This window comes from Agromyces sp. NSFZ (genome assembly GCF_056156205.1).
The window spans coordinates 2513402-2527582 of sequence record NZ_CM149585.1 but is presented as its reverse complement, the minus strand read 5'-3'; the positions used below and the strand labels follow the sequence as shown (position 1 = coordinate 2527582).

At 69.9% G+C, this 14181-nt stretch carries 13 protein-coding genes; 3 read left to right on the top strand and 10 right to left on the bottom strand.

Translation table 11 applies throughout. From position 1 onward, the window contains the following. The first annotated feature begins 23 nt into the window (after nucleotides 1-23). Both ettA and ACVFI9_RS11855 read left to right on the top strand, forming a co-directional pair. Nucleotides 24-1706, top strand: a complete 1683-nt coding sequence (gene ettA, locus ACVFI9_RS11860) for an energy-dependent translational throttle protein EttA (protein WP_474762426.1) — start codon at nucleotides 24-26, stop codon at nucleotides 1704-1706. A gap of 2 nt (nucleotides 1707-1708) precedes the next feature. Continuing rightward, nucleotides 1709-2185, top strand: coding sequence for an acyl-CoA thioesterase (locus tag ACVFI9_RS11855; protein WP_474762425.1), 477 nt, complete (start codon nucleotides 1709-1711; stop codon nucleotides 2183-2185). A gap of 13 nt (nucleotides 2186-2198) precedes the next feature. Here ACVFI9_RS11855 and ACVFI9_RS11850 read toward each other — a convergent pair whose 3' ends face one another. Together ACVFI9_RS11850 and ACVFI9_RS11845 are read right to left on the bottom strand one after the other, a co-directional pair. Beyond that, on the bottom strand, nucleotides 2199-2669 hold the full coding sequence (locus ACVFI9_RS11850; protein ID WP_474762424.1) for a QcrA and Rieske domain-containing protein: 471 nt from the start codon (nucleotides 2667-2669) through the stop codon (nucleotides 2199-2201). Nucleotides 2670-2765: 96 nt separating this feature from the next. Next, entirely contained in the window at nucleotides 2766-3647 is an 882-nt protein-coding gene (locus ACVFI9_RS11845) for an acyl-CoA thioesterase (protein ID WP_474762423.1), read from the bottom strand. Nucleotides 3648-3739: 92 nt separating this feature from the next. Between ACVFI9_RS11845 and ACVFI9_RS11840 the strand changes: the two genes are divergently transcribed. Beyond that, nucleotides 3740-4420 (top strand): DUF8185 domain-containing protein, encoded by a 681-nt coding sequence (locus ACVFI9_RS11840; protein WP_474762422.1) that lies wholly within the window; start codon nucleotides 3740-3742, stop codon nucleotides 4418-4420. A 24-nt stretch (nucleotides 4421-4444) separates the two neighbouring features. Here ACVFI9_RS11840 and ACVFI9_RS11835 read toward each other — a convergent pair whose 3' ends face one another. Genes ACVFI9_RS11835 through ACVFI9_RS11800 form a run of 8 tightly spaced genes read right to left on the bottom strand, consistent with a single transcriptional unit; the run spans nucleotide 4445 to nucleotide 14068 of the window. Then, nucleotides 4445-6112, bottom strand: a complete 1668-nt coding sequence (locus tag ACVFI9_RS11835) for an FAD-binding dehydrogenase (protein WP_474762421.1) — start codon at nucleotides 6110-6112, stop codon at nucleotides 4445-4447. A gap of 57 nt (nucleotides 6113-6169) precedes the next feature. Further along, complete coding sequence (locus ACVFI9_RS11830) at nucleotides 6170-6565, bottom strand: globin (protein ID WP_474762420.1); 396 nt, start codon at nucleotides 6563-6565, stop codon at nucleotides 6170-6172. Beyond that, on the bottom strand, nucleotides 6562-7638 hold the full coding sequence (locus ACVFI9_RS11825) for a mechanosensitive ion channel family protein (RefSeq protein ID WP_474762419.1): 1077 nt from the start codon (nucleotides 7636-7638) through the stop codon (nucleotides 6562-6564). The genes ACVFI9_RS11830 and ACVFI9_RS11825 overlap by 4 nt, the downstream gene beginning before the upstream one ends. A gap of 11 nt (nucleotides 7639-7649) precedes the next feature. Then, nucleotides 7650-10262, bottom strand: a complete 2613-nt coding sequence (pepN, locus tag ACVFI9_RS11820) for an aminopeptidase N (RefSeq protein WP_474762418.1) — start codon at nucleotides 10260-10262, stop codon at nucleotides 7650-7652. Between the two features lie 33 nt (nucleotides 10263-10295). Continuing rightward, a complete protein-coding gene (locus tag ACVFI9_RS11815) occupies nucleotides 10296-10994 on the bottom strand; it encodes a response regulator (RefSeq protein ID WP_474762417.1) in 699 nt (232 codons plus the stop codon). After that, on the bottom strand, nucleotides 10991-12292 hold the full coding sequence (locus ACVFI9_RS11810) for a sensor histidine kinase (RefSeq protein ID WP_474762416.1): 1302 nt from the start codon (nucleotides 12290-12292) through the stop codon (nucleotides 10991-10993). Before ACVFI9_RS11810 ends, ACVFI9_RS11815 begins: the two co-directional genes overlap by 4 nt. Nucleotides 12293-12302: 10 nt before the next feature. Continuing rightward, nucleotides 12303-13160: an ABC transporter permease gene (locus ACVFI9_RS11805; RefSeq protein ID WP_474762415.1), complete on the bottom strand. Its 858-nt coding sequence runs from the start codon at nucleotides 13158-13160 to the stop codon at nucleotides 12303-12305. Then, a complete protein-coding gene (locus ACVFI9_RS11800; RefSeq protein WP_474762414.1) occupies nucleotides 13157-14068 on the bottom strand; it encodes an ABC transporter ATP-binding protein in 912 nt (303 codons plus the stop codon). The genes ACVFI9_RS11805 and ACVFI9_RS11800 overlap by 4 nt, the downstream gene beginning before the upstream one ends. Nucleotides 14069-14181: the final 113 nt, after the last annotated feature.

The window sequence follows — 14181 nt, the reverse complement described above, 5'->3', positions numbered from 1 at the left end:
CGCCCCCGTACACTGGTACGGATATGGCTGACTACATTTACTCGATGGTTCGCGCCCGCAAGGCGGTCGGCGACAAGGTCATTCTCGACGACGTCACGATGGCATTCCTCCCTGGCGCGAAGATCGGCGTCGTGGGCCCGAACGGCGCTGGGAAGTCCACGATCCTGAAGATCATGGCCGGCCTCGACCAGCCGTCGAACGGCGAGGCCAGGCTCACGCCCGGGTACTCGGTCGGCATCCTCATGCAGGAGCCCGAGCTCGACGAGACCAAGACGGTGCTCGAGAACGTGCAGGAAGGTGTCGGCCCGATCAAGGCGAAGGTCGACCGCTTCAACGAGATCTCGCTCGCGATGGCCGAACCCGACGCCGACTTCGATGCGCTCCTCGCCGAGATGGGCAGCCTCCAGGAGGACATCGACGCGGCCGACGCGTGGGATCTCGACTCCCAGCTCGAGCAGGCGATGGACGCGCTGCGCTGCCCCCCGAGCGACGAGAAGGTGTCGGTGCTCTCCGGCGGCGAGAAGCGCCGCGTGGCGCTCTGCAAGCTCCTGCTGCAGAAGCCCGACCTGCTCCTGCTCGACGAGCCCACCAACCACCTCGACGCCGAGAGCGTGCTGTGGCTCGAGCAGCATCTCGCCAAGTACCACGGCGCCGTGCTCGCCGTGACCCACGACCGATACTTCCTCGACCACGTCGCCGAGTGGATCTGCGAGGTCGACCGCGGCCGCCTCTACCCGTACGAGGGCAACTACTCGACGTACCTCGAGAAGAAGCAGGAGCGCCTCACCGTCCAGGGCAAGAAGGACGCCAAGCTCGCCAAGCGCCTCGCCGACGAGCTCGACTGGGTGCGCTCGAACGCGAAGGGCCGGCAGGCCAAGTCGAAGGCGCGTCTCGCGCGCTACGAGGAGATGGCGGCCGAGGCCGAGCGCACCAGGAAGCTCGACTTCGAGGAGATCCAGATCCCGCCGGGTCCTCGACTCGGCAACGTCGTGCTCGAGGCGAAGAACCTGCAGAAGGGCTTCGGCGACCGCATCCTCATCGAGGGTCTCAGCTTCTCGCTGCCGCGCAACGGCATCGTCGGCATCATCGGTCCGAACGGCGTCGGCAAGACCACGCTCTTCAAGTCGATCGTGGGACTCGAGGAACTCGACGGCGGCGACCTGAAGGTCGGCGAGACCGTGCAGATCTCGTACGTCGACCAGTCGCGTGGCGGCATCGACCCGAAGAAGACGCTGTGGGAGGTCGTGTCCGACGGACTCGACTACATCCAGGTCGGCAGGACCGAGGTGCCGAGCCGCGCCTACGTGTCGACGTTCGGCTTCAAGGGCCCCGACCAGCAGAAGCCCGCGGGCGTGCTCTCGGGCGGTGAGCGCAATCGCCTCAATCTCGCACTCACGTTGAAGCAGGGCGGCAACCTCCTGCTCCTCGACGAGCCGACCAACGACCTCGACGTCGAGACGCTCTCGAGCCTCGAGAACGCGCTCCTGGAGTTCCCGGGTTGTGCGGTGGTCATCACGCACGACCGGTGGTTCCTCGACCGCATTGCGACGCACATCCTCGCCTACGAGGGCACCGATGAGAACCCTGCGTACTGGCACTGGTTCGAGGGCAACTTCGAGGCGTACGAGGCGAACAAGATCGAGCGACTCGGGCCCGAGGCCGCGAAGCCGCATCGCTCCGCCTACCGCAAGCTCACCCGGCACTGACCATGCGTCTGCACGTGCCGACGCCGCTGCGGTGGTCGGATCTCGACGCATACGGCCACGTGAACAACGCCCGGATGCTGAGCCTCCTCGAGGAGGCTCGCATCCAGGCGTTCTGGGCCAGCGACGACACGTCGGAGCATGCGGTCGGCGCGACGACCGCGGTGATCGATGCCACTTCGGGCTCCGACACGATCACGCTCATCGCCCGGCAGCAGGTCGAGTACCTCGCGCCGATCCCGTACCAGCGTCAGCCGCTCGACATCGAGCTGTGGATCGGTCACATGGGCGGGGCCAGCCTCGACGTCTGCTACGAGGTGTTCTCGCCGATCGCGGTCGAACCGCGCACCCTCTACACGCGCGCGACGACCACGATCGTGCTCGTCGACGCGGCATCCGAACGACCGCGTCGCATCAGGGATTCCGAGCGCGCGGCATGGGAGCCGTACCTCGGTGAGCCGCTGGCCTTCCGACGGCGCTGAGCCCCGTCGGCGCTCAGGAGGCGGCGACGATCCGGTCGCCGGAGATCGCGACGGGGAACTCGGCGAGCGGCTGGCGTGCCGGGCCCTCGATCACCTCGCCGGTTGCCGCCTCGAACTTCGACCCGTGGCACGGGCAGTGGAACTCGTCGCCCTTCGCGGCGACGATGCACTGCTGGTGCGTGCAGATGGCGCTGAATGCCACCACCTGGCCCGCCCTGGGCTGGGCGATGAGCACCGCCTGGCCGCCGACCGTCACGGCGATGCTTCCTCCGACCGGAACATCGGCGAGCGCGGCGATCTCACCGCCGACCGCGGGAGCGTCGGGTCCACCGGACCCGCCGGCACCCGGCTCATCAGTCACGCCGGTCGGCGTGACCGACGAGTCATCCGGTGCACATCCTGCCAGCGTCAGCGCGCCGCCGACCGCGCCGACCGAGCCGAGTGCCAGCACCGTGCGCCTCGTGAGTTCCGTGGCATCCGTCATCGCTGAGCTCCTTTCATGGCGTCACCCGCACCGACTGCCCGCCTGCATCATTCTGGAGGACGGGCGCCTGCCCGCGCGCGAACCCACAGAATTCATTCAGTCGAATGCATCGGCGCGGGGAACGCGGATCATGCCCTCCTGCGCCACCGTCGCGACGAGCACGCCGTCACGCGTGTAGACGTGCCCGGTCGTGAGGCCGCGACCGCCGCTCGCCGACGGCGACTCGAGCACGAACAGGAGCCACTCGTCGACCCGAGCATCGCGATGCCACCACATGGCGTGGTCGAGACTCGCGGTCTTCAGGCCGGGCGTCGCCCACGCCAGACCCGTCGCCCGGAGCACCGTCTCGACCATCGAGTAGTCGCTGGCATAGGCGAGGGCGGCGCGATGCTGCTTCGGGTCGTCGGGCAGCCGGCCGCGTGCCTTCATCCACACGGCCTGACGGGGCTCTCGCGAGTCGTCGGGGCGGAGGTAGATGGCCGGTGGAACGTGGCGCAGGTCGAACGCGCGCTCGTTGGACGCGTGGCGAGCGAAGTCGTGGTCGATGTCGCCGATCAGGTCGGCCGCGGTCGGCAGCGTCTCGGGATCGGGCAGGCCCTCGGGCATCTGGATCTGGTGCTCGAGGCCGCCGTCGTCGCGTTGGAACGAGGCGATGAGCGAGAGGATCGGCACGCCGTTCTGGAAGGCATGCGTGCGGCGCGTGGTGAAGGAGCGCCCGTCGTGCAGGCGATCCACCGAGAACGTGATGGGATGCGTGACGTCGCCCGGACGCAGGAAGTAGCCGTGCATCGAGTGGATGGGGCGGTCGCTCGGCACGGTGTGCATCGCGGCGATGAGCGACTGGGCGAGCACCTGGCCGCCGAACACCCGGCCGTGCGGCATCCACTGCGACGGTCCCGTGAAGATGTCCTCGGTCGTGCGTGCACCCGTGTCGGTGAGGTGCAGGGTACTGAGCAGGCCGTCGATGGGACCGTTCATCGTTCCTCCGTGTCGCTCGGGCGGGCCACCCGGAGGTCGGCGGTTACGCCTCCGCCGGGGAGGCGGCGCTCGCTTGGTAGTTTAGACAGCAGATGGTTCAGCAATTCACGCTCGCGGACAGCCTTTCGCTCGGCGACCTGCACACCTACCTGCAGCGCGCCGGGCGCGTTGAGGACGGTTCCGTGCGCCTGGTCGCCGGTTCGGGCATCCTCGCGGTCTACACGGCGATCCTGTATCCGCGCGGCATCCTCGATGAGAGCCCCACGGTACTGGGCCTGCGCACCTTCCAGTTGTTCGAGACCGACGACTTCGACGTCGTCGTGCCCATGCGCTCCGTGGTCGAGCGCATCGTGCGGGCCCGGGGGCAACTCGGCGACGACGACGAGTCGCGTCCGGTCACGATGACCCGGCCGCCGGAGGTGAACACGGTCACCTGGGCGGGCATCTCGCCGCCGCGCGGCGGCTGGCGACCCCTCGGCGAGACCGACTCGGCGACGCTGGAGCGTGCGGCTCGGGCCGGCATCGAGGAGGTCGCCGAAGCGATCCCCGAGGGCACCGGCGAGCAGCTCGTGCAGCGCGTGCGATCCGAGGTGTGGGGCCGCGGCATCGAGGGCATCGAGTACGTTCCCGCCGGCGCCGCCTTCGCCTCCTACAGCCTCGGCTTCCTCGGCGACGACCCCGTTCGGCTGTTCGAGACGGGTCCGTGGACGAGGCTCTCCTCGAGACGCGGCCACGTGCTCGTGCGCCGCAAGCCCTGGACCCTCAAGGCGTAGTCCCTCGAGGCGTAGCCGCTCCGGTCAGCCTCGGGCGATGGCTCGGCCTGCCTGGCGGCCGGTGAGGAGGCATCCGCCGAGGAAGGTGCCTTCGAGCGCGCGATACCCGTGCACGCCGCCGCCACCGAACCCCGCGGCCTCGCCGACCGCGTAGAGGCCCGGCACCGGTGCTCCATCGACGCCGAGCGCCCGGGAGTCGAGATCGGTCTGGATGCCGCCGAGGGTCTTCCGGGTGAGCAGGTGCAGCTTCACGGCGATGAGCGGACCGGCCTTGGGGTCGAGGATGCGATGCGGCGCGGCCACGCGGATGAGCTTGTCGCCGCGGTACCTGCGTGCGCTCCGAACCGCGTTGAGCTGCGGATCCTTCGAGAACTCGTTGTCGAGCTGGCGGTCTCGTGCGACGATCTCGCGTTCGATGTTCTCGGCGTCGAGGGGAACGCCCTGGGAGAGGCCGCGCATGCCCTCCAAGAGCTCGGGCAGGGTGTCGGCGACCACGAAATCGACGCCGTGCTGCTTGAACGCCTCCACCGGCGCCGGCGCGCCCGACCCCAGCCGGTCGGCGAGGAGCCGCAGGTCCTTGCCGGTGAGGTCGGGGTTCTGCTCGCTGCCCGAGAGCGCGAACTCCTTCTCGATGATCTTCTGGGTGAGCACGAACCACGAGTGCGCGTGTCCGGTCGCGACGATGTGCTCCATGGTGCCGAGCGTGTCGAAGCCGGGGAACAGCGGCGCGGGCAGCCGCCGGCCCTCCGCGTCGAACCACAGCGAGGACGGGCCGGGCAGGATCCGGATGCCGTGCAGCGGCCAGACGGGCTCCCAGTTCGTGATGCCCTCGGTGTAGTGCCACATCCGGTCGCGGTTCACGAGCCTCGCGCCGGCCTGCTCGGAGATGGGCAGCATCCGGCCGTCGACGTGCGCGGGTACTCCCGAGAGCATCGCCCTCGGCGCGGTGCCCATTCGCTCGGGCCAGTACTGCCGCACGAGGTCGTGATTGCCGCCGATGCCCCCGGATGCCACGACCACCGCCGGCGCCCGCAACTCGAACTCGCCCGCGGCGTCGCGATTGCTCGGCTCGCCGCGCTGGGCGGGGTCGTCGGCGAGCACCGTGCCCCGCACGCCGACCACGGCCCCCGATTCGACGATGAGCTCGTCGACGCGGTGCCGATGACGGAGTTCGACGAGGCCCGCGGCCGCACCCGCACGGACCCGGGCGATGAACGGCTCGAGGACGCCGGGTCCCGTGCCCCAGGTGATGTGGAAGCGTGGCACCGAGTTGCCGTGTCCGACGGGTCCGTAGCCGCCGCGCTCGGCCCACCCCACGACGGGGAAGAACCGCACGCCCTTCTCGTGCAGCCAGGCGCGCTTCTCGCCGGCGGCGAACTCCAGGTACGCCTCCGCCCACCGGCGACCCCACTCGTCCTCGTCGCGATCGAAGCCGGCGGTGCCGTCCCAGTCCTGGCGGGCGAGCTCCAGCGAGTCGTGGACGCCCATGCGCCGCTGCTCGGGGGAGTCGACCAGGAAGAGGCCGCCGAACGACCACCACGCCTGCCCACCGAGACTCGCCTCGGGCTCCTGTTCGACGATCACGACCCGCTTGCCCGCATCGACGAGCTCGGCCGCGGCGACGAGGCCAGAGAGGCCGGCGCCGACGATGATCGCGGCGGGCTCGGTGCTGGGGGCGGGGGTGGCGGCCACGTGGACTCCTTCGTCTCGGGTGGTGCGTGCGTACTGCGGATGCTGCGTGGTGCTGCTTCAGTCCTCGAATGTGTTGACCATGGCGAACGCCGCCCGCTGGAGGTAGTCCCAGAGGGTCTCCTCGGCGAGCGGGGGCAGCTCGAGCGTATCGAGCGCGCGGCGCATGTGCGCGAGCCAACGGTCGCGCGCGTCGGGATTCACCTTGAAGGGCTGGTGCCGCAGTCGCAGTCGCGGATGGCCGCGCTGCTCGCTGTACGTGCCCGGTCCGCCCCAGTACTGCTCGAGGAACATGGTGAGCCGCTCGGCGGCGGGCCCGAGGTCCTCCTCGGGGTACATGGGGCGCAGCACGGGGTCGTCGGCGACGCCGCGGTAGAACTCGGCGACGAGGCGCTCGAACGTGTCGCGCCCGCCGACGGTCTCGTAGAACGACGGGCCGAGGGATGCATCCGTCATGGTGTGTCTCCGGTGGTGGGTGGCTGGGGTGCGCGAGGCGCGCGGTTCTTCTTGGCGGCGCGGGCCGTGGCCGCTTCGACGGTCGGGTTCGGCGCGGTCTTCGGCGGTTTCGCACCCTTCACCCTCGTGGCGCCTTCGAACCCCTCGAGGACGACGGTCGAGAGGCTCGGCAGCTTCACGTCCATCGCGTCGAGCGAGCGCTTGAGTCGCATCCGGAGCTCGCGGGCGACATCGTCCTTCGACGACGTGCGCACCTTCATCACGATGCGGAGCACCATCGCCTCATCCGAGATGGACTCGAGGCCCCACACCTCGGGCTTCTCCAGCACCCGTGACCGCCACTTGCCCGACTGCGACATCTCGATGGCCGTTCGCAGCATCTCCGCCTCGACGGCGTCGACGTCGGCGTCATATGGGACCGCGAGGTCGAGGATGATCCGCGCCCATCCCTGCGACATGTTGCCGACGCGCAGGATCTCGCCGTTGCGCACGAACCAGAGCGTGCCGTTGACGTCGCGCACCTTGGTGATGCGGATCTGCACGTCCTCGACGATGCCGGTGGCCGGGCCGAGGTCGACGACGTCGCCGACGCCGAGCTGGTCCTCCACGACCATGAACAGCCCGTTCAGCACGTCCTTCACGATGTTCTGCGCGCCGAAGCCGAGTCCGGCGCCGATCGCCGCCGACAGCAGCGCGAACGAGCCGAGGATCGTCGGGTCGATGACGTTCACGATCATCAGGGTCACGATGATGAACAGGGTCACATTCACGACGTTCCGCAGCAGCGACCCCAGCGTGCGCGTGCGTTGCACGATGCGCACGGCCGCGAGCGGCGAGGCCTGCAGTGCCTGCGTGTCGGTGACCTGCTGCTTCTGCTTCACGCCCGTCACGATGCGCGTGACGACCCGCTCGATGACGAAGTGCAGGACCCAGCGCACGACGAGCGCGACCAGGATGATCACGACCACGGCGATGAGCTTGCCGGTGATGGTGCCCCACGGGGTCAGCCAGAAGGCGTCCAGCTGCTCCCACAGGGTGGTCCCGTCGGGGGCGGGCTCTTCGAGTCGGAGCATGGTTCGACAGTCTACTGAGCCGCGTCCGAGAGCTCCCTGGCATCCCTCGCCCGCGCCGCGAGCGCCCGCTCCAGCTCGTCGAGCTGCTCCGACACCAGCCGGTGCAGTGGCGCCGGCTCGGGGTTCGCGGCGAGCCAGGTGCGAGCCATGGTGGCGAGCTCCTCATCGACGAGCGGTGACGGGAAGAGCCGCGAGACGATGAGCGAGGCCATGGTGAAGCTCCGGCCCGCCCAGACGTCCTGCAGCATCCCGAAGTAGTCGGCCGCGGTCGGGGCGAGCAGCTCGGGCCGGGTGGTGCGTCGCCATCCCTCGGCGATCGCGCGGGCCAGGTCGTTCGAGAGCCCGGTATCGGTGGCGACGCGCCGCCATGCGGCATCCTTCACGGCCTGATCGGGTCGTGCCGCCCGGGCGGTCTCGGCGAGCTGCCGCCCCTTCGCGGTGTCGTCGAGCGCGAGCGCCGCGTCGATCTCGTCGTCGGATGCCGCGCCGAGCGCCGCGCGCGCGATGACGAGCTCCCACTGCAGGTCGAGGTCGATCTCGAGCCCGGGCAGCGAGAACGAGCCGTCGAGCAGGGTGCCGAGCACATCCGCGTGGGCCGCGGTCGAGGCGAGGCGAGTGAACGCCTTGGCCAACTGCAGCTGTGTGTCGGACCCCACCTCCGCCAGTTCCGTCAGCGCCCAGATCGCGTCCCCCGCCTCGGCCGAGAGCGTTTCACGGTGCTCGTCCGCGAGGTAGCGCGAGAGCGCGAGCTCGAGGCGTGCGAGCGCGAGACCCCGGGCGGCCGACTGCGACTCGTGCCCCACGCTGCCGAGCACGAGCCGCACGAAGTCGCGAGCCGGCAGTTCGGCGTCGCGCACCGCGTCCCATGCCGAGCCGAGTACCACGGCCCGGGCGACCGGGTCCGGGAGGTCCGCGAGCCGCGTCACGGCGGTTGCGAACGAGCGCTCGTCGAGCCGCACCTTCGCGTACGTGAGGTCGTCGTCGTTCACGAGGAGCAGGTCGGGGCGGGCGAGCCCGACCAGCTCGGGCACAACGGTCGAGGCGCCGTCGATGTCGAGTTCGATGCGGTGGGTTCGCACGAGCGCGCCGTCGCCGCCGACCTCGCCCGAATAGCAGCCGATCGCGAGCCGGTGCGGGCGGAGGGTCGGATGCGCCGTGGCGGCCGTCTGCTCGATGCGCGCCGCGGTGATCGTTCCGGAGGCATCCGTCTCGACCACGGCTCGCAGCGTGTTCACGCCGGCCGTCTGGAGCCACAGCTCCGACCAGCGCGTGAGGTCGCGCCCGCTCGCCAGCTCGAGTTCGTCGAGGAGGTCTCGGAGGGTCGCGTTGCCGCCGGCGTGGGCCGTGAGGTATGCGCCGACGCCGCGCTGGAACGCCTCGAGCCCGACCCACGCGACGAGCTGCTTCAGCACCGAGGCGCCCTTGTCGTACGTGATCTTGTCGAAGTTCACCTCGACGTCGGCGAGGTCGCGGATCTCGGCGACGACCGGATGCGTCGATGGCAGCTGGTCCTGCTCGGCCGCGCTCGTCTTCTCGTCGCTCGCGAAGGTGGACCACACCCCGGTGAACTCGGTCACCTGCGACGTCGCGAGCGTCGACGCCCAGGTGGCGAACGACTCGTTGAGCCAGAGGTCGTTCCACCACTTCATGGTGACGGAATCGCCGAACCACATGTGGCTGAGTTCGTGCAGGACCACGATGGCGCGCTGCTCCCGCCGGGCGTCGGAGACCCGGGCCCGGAACAGGTAGCCCTCGTTGAAGGTCACGGCGCCGACGTTCTCCATGGCGCCCCAGTTGTACTCGGGCACGAAGATCTGGTCGTACTTGCCGTACGGGTAGGGCACGCCGAACGCGGTCTCGTAGAAGCCGAGCCCTGCCTGCACGGTGTCGAACATGATGTCGGGCTCGGCGTACTGCGCGAGCGAGGCGCGGGTGAAGAGGCCGAGCGGCACGTCGCGCCCGTCGACGCTGCGTGCCGCGCCGTGCCATGCCGAATACGGGCCGGCGATGATGGCGACGATGTAACTCGAGATCACCGGGCCCGACTCGAAGGTCCAGGTGGCGGATGCCGCGCTCCCCGAGCCCGTCGACGGAACGGTCCCTGAGCCTGTCGAAGGGGCGACCGGCTCGGGCGACGGCGCGTTCGAGAGCACGGTCCAGTGCGCGGGTGCGGTGATCGTGAATCCGACGGAAGCCTTCAGGTCGGGCTGGTCGAAGACGGCGAACACCCGGTTGGCCTCGGCCACGGCGAACTCGGTGTACAGGTAGACCTCGTCGTCGACGGGGTCGACGAAGCGGTGCAGGCCCTCGCCCGTGTTCGTGTAGCGAGCATCGGCCACGACGTGCAGCTCGTTGTCGGCTTCGAGCTGCTCGAGACGGATGCGCGTCCCATCGTTCACCGACGCGGGGTCGAGGGCGCGACCGTTCAGGGTGATCGAGTGGATGGCGTGGGTGCAGGCCTCGATGAAGGTCGAGCTCCCCGGAACGGCCGTGAACCGGACCGTCGTCTCGCTTCGGAACGTCTCGGCACCCCGGGTGAGGTCGAGCACGACCTCGTACGATGGGGCACTCACGAGAGCCGAGCGCTCGATCGCCTCGGCGCGCGTGAGGTTGGCAGCAGGCATGGAGAACCCTTCGAGTCGGCGTGCCCAGCCAGCCTACCGACGGTCGTCCACCGGCCTCGTCGGCATGAGAGCGTGCTCGTAGGCGAGGATCACGAGGTGCACGCGATCACGCGCGTCGAGCTTCGTCAGGATGTGGCCGACGTGCGTCTTCACGGTCGACTCCGAGAGGAAGAAGCGCCGCGCGAGCTCGCCGTTGGTGAGCCCTTCGGCGATCGCGACGAGGATCTCGCGTTCCCTCGGCGTCAGCGCGTCGATGGGGCTGGGCGCCGCGGGTCCGTCGGCGCGTGAGGGCAGCACCTGGGAGAAGAGCTCGATCATGCGCCGGGTGATCCGCGGCGAGAGCGCCGCATCGCCCTCGTGCACCGCGCGGATCGCGGCGGCGAGTTCCTGCGGGCGCACGTCCTTGAGCAGGAATCCGCTCGCTCCCGCCCGGATGGCGGCGAACGCGTACTCGTCGAGGTCGAACGTGGTGAGCACGATGACCTTCGGCGCCGATCGGGTCGCGATGACCTCGCCGGTGGCGGTGATGCCGTCCATGCCGGGCATGCGCACGTCCATGAGCATCACGTCGACGGAGGTCTCGTCGGCGAGCCGTACGGCCGCACGACCGTCGCCCGCCTCACCGACGACCTCGATCCCGGGCTCCGCGTCGAGCACCATGTGGAAGCCCGCGCGCACGAGCTCCTGGTCGTCGACGATCGCGACCCTGATGGGCGCCGCGTCCTCGTTCATCGGTTCTCCCTCTGGTCTGTGTTCTCCCCCTGGTCTGGCGATCGGGTCGGAAGCGTCGCGTGCAGGCGCCACCCGGCCCGCGTGCGCGGCGCCGCCTCGAGGGTGCCGCCGGAGAGCGCGACGCGTTCGCGGAGGCCCTCCAGCCCACGCCCCGCACCGGTCATCCGACCGCTCACCAGCACGGCGTCGTCCTCGATCGTGATGTCGACGGAATCATCGCGATGCTCGACGAGCACGTCGACGTGTTGCGCTCCGGCCGCATGCCGGAGCGCGTTCGTGAGGCCCTCCTGCACGATGCGGTAGGCGGCGAGCTGCAGGGCGGTGCCGCTGATCGGTTCCCCTGACGTGGTGAGACGGACGGGCAGCCCGGCTTCGCGGAATCCGTCGACCAGATCGGGGATCGCGTCGGCGCCGGGCTGCGGCGACCGCGTCGCAGCGTCGCCCGAGGCCTCGTTCAGCACTCCGAGCATGTGGCGCATCTCGGTGAGCGCATCGCGCCCGGCATCGGCGACCCGCCGCATGGCCTCGGCTGCCCGCGCCGGGTCCTTCTCGGCGGTGGCCGCCGACCCGTCGGCCAGCGTGATCATCACGGTCAGCCCGTGGGAGACGATGTCGTGCATCTCGCGGGCGATGCGAGCCCGTTCCGCCGCGGCGGCGAGCTGCCGCTCCTGGTCCCGCTCGCGGGCGAGATCGTGCGCGCGGGCGATGAGCGCGTCGAGGTAGCGGCGACGGTTGCCGACCGTGACGCCGATGAGGGTGGCCACGAGCATGAACACGGCGAACGCGATCGATGAACCGAGTGCATCGAACTCGAAGGGGTCCACGACCAGTGCGTCCCGAAGCCACGTCGAGAGGTACGCCGCTGACGCGCCGACCAGGACCGACAGCCCGTACGCGATCCATGCCGCTCGCGTCGACGCGTAGACGGCCATCGCGTAGAGCGCGATCAGGATGGCGAGGACGTCGATGGAGCCGGTCGGAGCGGACACCAGACACGAGAGCCAGGCGAGCGCGAGCACGGCCGTCGGTTGCGAGCGGCGGAACAGCAGCAGTCCCACCACGGCGGCCACCGCGGTGGCGACGGCGGCGATCGTGACCCACACCGGAAATGCGTACTGAAACGCGCCGACGAAGGTGCCGATGACCGTCGGAACCCCGTAGATCCCGGCGATGAGCCCGTCGGTGAGGCGTGGATGCCGCGCCCAGAACTGCCGGAAGACGCCGGGCGGCCTCGGCAGGCGCAACTCGCCCCCGGCCACCCCGTCAGGGTGGTCGGGGGCGAGCGGCGATTCGGTCATGGACAGGATGCTACGCGTCCCGCTTGACGAGGAGGGTGGCGGCGCCGGCGAGCGAGACGGAGACCCAGGCGAGGACGACGAGCAGGTCCTGCCACGCCGTCAGCACCTCGGTGCCGGTGAGCTCGGTGGGCGCGAACATGTTGGTACCGGCCATGGAGAGCAGGTACGGGTGCAGGTCCTGGGCCCAGTCGGCGGGAATGAGCTGCAGGATCGTCGGCACCACCAGCAAGAGCCCGAGCACGATGGCGATCCCCCCGGCGCTCGAGCGCACCATGAATCCGACGCCGAGCGAGAAGACCGCGACGAGCGCCAGGTAGAGCGAGGCGCCGAGGATCGGCATGAACAGATCGAGGTCGGCCAGGCTCGCCGACACGTCGTATCCGGCGTAGACCGCGGTCGAGACGAGGTACGAGCCCACCATGGCGACGAGTCCGACGAGGAACGTCACGACGAAGAGGACCATCGCCTTGGCGGCGAGCACCGGGAGCCGCCTCGGCACGGCGGTGAACGTGGACCGCGACATCCCGGTGCCGTATTCGCCGCTGATCACGAGGACCCCGAGCACGGCGACCACGAGTTGTGTGAGGAACACGCCGAAGGTGGAGGACTGCACGAAGAGCCCGACCTGCTGCTCGGCGGAACCGCCCAGGGTGTCGGGTGCGTCCTCCCCGCCGTTCGCGGTCGTCACCGTCAGCAGGAGCGCCATCCCGAGCGAGATCACGATGACCGAGACGTACGACCAGACCGTGGACCGAAGCGTGCGCAGCTTGATCCATTCCGAACGGAGCACGCCGCCGAGAGCGAGCGACCCGGCGCGTTCCGGCGTGCGCCGAGCGTGGTGCGATGCGGTGGGGGTGATGGTGCTCATCGGAGTGCCTCCGTGCGGTACTCGACGGCGTCGGCGGTGAGGGCCATGTAGGCCTCCTCCAACGACGCGCTGAGGGTGGTCAGTTCGTGGATCGCGAGCGAATGCTCCGCGGCGAGATCGCCGATGCCGGATGCCTCGACGCCAGTGATCTCCAGCAACCCGGCCTCGGAACGCATGACGCTCACGTCGGAGCCCGTGAGGAGGTCGGCGAGTTGCGATGCATGCGGCGAGCGAACACGGACGCGAGTCCCGGTGTTGCCGGAGACGACGTCGGCGACCGGGGCATCCGCGATGATCCGGCCCATGCCGAGCACGATGAGGTGGTCGGCGGTGAGCGCCATCTCGCTCATGAGGTGCGACGAGAGGAAGATCGTGCGTCCCTCGGATGCGAGGTGGCGCACGAGCTGACGCACCCAGAGCACGCCCTCGGGGTCGAGGCCGTTGACGGGCTCATCGAAGAGGAGCGTGGCCGGGTCGCCCAGGAGCGCCGCCGCGATGCCGAGGCGCTGGCCCATGCCGAGCGAGAAGCCGCCGACCCGCCTGCGGGCGACCGACTCGAGGCCCGTGAGCTCGATGACCTCGCGCACGCGCCGCCGGCCGATGCCGTGGGTGGCGGCCATGGCGAGGAGGTGGTTCTCGGCGGTGCGGCCCGTGTGCACGGCCTTCGCGTCGAGCAGCGCTCCCACCTCGTGCAGAGGAGCGCGGTGCTCCGGGTACCGACGGCCGTTGACCGTGACGGTGCCCTCGGTGGGGCGGTCGAGTCCGACGATCATGCGCATCGTGGTCGATTTGCCCGCCCCGTTCGGGCCGAGGAAGCCCGTGACCCGGCCCGGGTGCACGGTGAAGTCGATGCCGTCGACGGCGGTCTTGGCGCCGTAGCGCTTGGTGAGTCCTTCTGCGGTGATCATGACGTCGACGCTACGGAAGCCGCCACCGCGGCTCATCGGCCCCCAGAACGGTTACGGGGCGGCCGCGAGTCGTACCTGGGTATGACTCGCGACCGCCCCGTCGAGGCCGCTGG

What these genes read in the sequence shown, in the direction of transcription:
- ACVFI9_RS11810 (WP_474762416.1), bottom strand. Translation starts at nt 12,292, where the DNA reads ATGACCGAATCGCCGCTCGCCCCCGACCACCCTGACGGGGTGGCCGGG.
- ACVFI9_RS11800 (WP_474762414.1), bottom strand. Translation starts at nt 14,068, where the DNA reads ATGATCACCGCAGAAGGACTCACCAAGCGCTACGGCGCCAAGACCGCC.
- ACVFI9_RS11845 (WP_474762423.1), bottom strand. Translation starts at nt 3,647, where the DNA reads ATGAACGGTCCCATCGACGGCCTGCTCAGTACCCTGCACCTCACCGAC.
- ACVFI9_RS11825 (WP_474762419.1), bottom strand. Translation starts at nt 7,638, where the DNA reads ATGCTCCGACTCGAAGAGCCCGCCCCCGACGGGACCACCCTGTGGGAG.
- ACVFI9_RS11815 (WP_474762417.1), bottom strand. Translation starts at nt 10,994, where the DNA reads ATGAACGAGGACGCGGCGCCCATCAGGGTCGCGATCGTCGACGACCAG.
- ACVFI9_RS11850 (WP_474762424.1), bottom strand. Translation starts at nt 2,669, where the DNA reads ATGACGGATGCCACGGAACTCACGAGGCGCACGGTGCTGGCACTCGGC.
- ACVFI9_RS11840 (WP_474762422.1), top strand. Translation starts at nt 3,740, where the DNA reads ATGGTTCAGCAATTCACGCTCGCGGACAGCCTTTCGCTCGGCGACCTG.
- ACVFI9_RS11855 (WP_474762425.1), top strand. Translation starts at nt 1,709, where the DNA reads ATGCGTCTGCACGTGCCGACGCCGCTGCGGTGGTCGGATCTCGACGCA.
- ACVFI9_RS11830 (WP_474762420.1), bottom strand. Translation starts at nt 6,565, where the DNA reads ATGACGGATGCATCCCTCGGCCCGTCGTTCTACGAGACCGTCGGCGGG.
- ettA (WP_474762426.1), top strand. Translation starts at nt 24, where the DNA reads ATGGCTGACTACATTTACTCGATGGTTCGCGCCCGCAAGGCGGTCGGC.
- pepN (WP_474762418.1), bottom strand. Translation starts at nt 10,262, where the DNA reads ATGCCTGCTGCCAACCTCACGCGCGCCGAGGCGATCGAGCGCTCGGCT.
- ACVFI9_RS11805 (WP_474762415.1), bottom strand. Translation starts at nt 13,160, where the DNA reads ATGAGCACCATCACCCCCACCGCATCGCACCACGCTCGGCGCACGCCG.